The sequence below is a fragment of the Okeania sp. SIO2F4 genome, assembly GCF_010672385.1.
Lineage (GTDB): Bacteria > Cyanobacteriota > Cyanobacteriia > Cyanobacteriales > Microcoleaceae > Trichodesmium.
In genome coordinates this window covers 1-2,473 of sequence record NZ_JAAHGT010000723.1, presented here as the reverse complement: position 1 = coordinate 2,473, position 2,473 = coordinate 1, and the positions used below count along the sequence as shown (strand labels likewise).

Annotated in this window: 2 protein-coding genes; both read left to right on the top strand. The window is 41.3% G+C overall.

The features are described from left to right. Window positions 1-1,195, top strand: a 1,195-nt coding sequence (locus F6K22_RS31300) for a WD40 repeat domain-containing protein (protein ID WP_293107249.1), incomplete at its 5' end; no start/stop codon positions are given. Window positions 1,196-2,003: 808 nt separating this feature from the next. Further along, on the top strand, window positions 2,004-2,473 hold a 470-nt coding region (locus F6K22_RS31295), incomplete at its 3' end, for an efflux RND transporter periplasmic adaptor subunit (RefSeq protein WP_293107246.1).

Genomic DNA, 2,473 nt, shown 5'->3' with positions numbered 1-2,473 from the left:
CGGGCATGAGGATAGGGTCTATGGTGTAGCATTTAGTCCCGATGGAGAGACTATTGCCACTGCTAGTCGTGACAAAACAGTAAAATTGTGGAACCAAGAGGGGAAATTATTGCAGACTCTAATCGGGCATGAGAATTGGGTCATAGGTGTAGCATTTAGTCCCGATGGAGAGACTATTGCCACTGCAAGTTGGGACAATACAGTGAAGTTGTGGAACCAACAGGGGAAATTATTGCAGACTCTCACCGGCCATGATGATGAGGTCATAGGTGTAGCATTTAGTCCTGATGGAGAGACTATTGCTTCTGCAAGTTGGGACAAAACAGTAAAATTGTGGAACCAACAGGGGAAATTATTGCAGACTCTCACCAGCCATGAGAGTTGGGTCTATGGTGTAGCATTTAGTCCCGATGGAGAGACTATTGCCACTGCTAGTCGTGACAAAACAGTAAAATTGTGGAACCAAGAGGGGAAATTATTGCAGACTCTAATCGGGCATGAGGATAGGGTCTATGGTGTAGCATTTAGTCCCGATGGAGAGACTATTGCCACTGCTAGTCGTGACAAAACAGTAAAATTGTGGAACCAAGAGGGGAAATTATTGCAGACTCTAATCGGGCATGAGAATTGGGTCATAGGTGTAGCATTTAGTCCCGATGGAGAGACTATTGCCACTGCTAGTCGTGACAAAACAGTAAAATTGTGGAACCAACAGGGGAAATTATTGCAGACTCTAATCGGGCATGAGAATTGGGTCATAGGTGTAGCATTTAGTCCCGATGGAGAGACTATTGCCACTGCAAGTTGGGACAATACAGTGAAGTTGTGGAAGCAACAGGGGCAATTGTTGCAGACTATCACCGGCCATGATGATGAGGTCAATGGTGTAGCATTTAGTCCCGATGGAGAGACTATTGCCACTGCTAGTCGTGACAAAACAGTAAAATTGTGGAACCAACAGGGGAAATTATTGCAGACTCTCACCAGCCATGAGAGTTGGGTCTATGGTGTAGCATTTAGTCCAGATGGAGAGACTATTGCTACTGCAAGTTGGGACAATACAGTGAAGTTGTGGAACTTTTGGAAGTTCGATCGCCTCCTAGAATGGGGTTGCAACTGGATGCGCGACTACCTCGAAAATAATCCCACTGTCAGTGAAAGCGATCGCCATTTATGTGATGGTATTGGGGAGTGAGTTATCAGTTATAGCGCTACGCATTAAGGCTCTTGACATTTCGCGCATCCTGAAACCCTTTAACAGTTTACTATTCCCTCCATACCTATTCCCTATTCCCGATTCAAGTAGCGCTATATGTTTGTAGTTTTGCTTTAGCCCTTCAAATATTATTGGTAGTCATCTATAAGTAGTGATTTTGTCGGCATTTCAAGGCTTCCTATTGCACGAGGTACTGATAACTGATAACTGATAACTGATAACTGAAATGATATATCCTACCAATATCGCTACATCTTTAGGAGTACCCAAATATTTATCAAAATAATTGGCTCTAAAACCCCGCCTTGATCGGCGAAATGTTTTTGGAGGCTTGCTCAAATCTCCTTTACAAAAACAACTTCTGACTTCTGTACGGGCGAATGACCATTCCCCCCTACTGACTTCTGACTTCGTTAACTCTGGGCTAGAGCAAAACTACGAGCTTGTCGCTACGGACATAGTAAAATTTAATTATACTGGCTACTTAATATTTTTAACTAAGCCTACTATTGTAAATAAAATAAGCTGAAAAATTGAATAATTTAAGTTTTTTTTTAGACTCTCTTAAAAAGATATTTAATCAAATATAAACTTACCTCAAAACTATTTTTTTGCTAGTGTAAATATTCTTAAAATTCCCTCCTGAAAAAGGGGATTGTGCCACTAAATTCATAGTTTATATGTTAGCATAAAGCATCAAATATTCAAGACTAAAATAATCTCATAATTACTTAAATTCAAGAGCTAGCTAAAACTTAGGAGAAATTCACAAGTGAACTTAAGACCAATGGATAGCAAATTAGTCAAACAGGCTAAATATTGGCCCTTGCTATTATCTGCCCTGTTGTTAAGTTCCTGTGGTGGTGCGCCACCTCCACCACCACCCCCACCTACGACAGTCACAATAGCAAGAGTTGACGAGACTCAAGTTGCAGAAAGTACAGAGTATGTCGCAAGGGTAGAAGGAAAAGAAAGAGCAACTATTACACCAAGAGTCAGCGGACAAGTGAGGCAAGTATTTGTATCATTAGGTAACAGGGTTAAAAAAGGAGACCCCATACTGCAAATAGATCCCTCTCAACAACAAGCAGTTCTTGATAGTAATATTGCTCAGATAGGTTCAGCTAAGGCACAATTAGATAGTGCGGAGGCTCAACTAAGATCCTTGAGAGATGATAAAACGGAACTAATTGCCCAAAGAGAATTAAATTCGGAGCGAGCTAATCTAGAAAATGCTAGAGCCAACCTTCGTCGAGA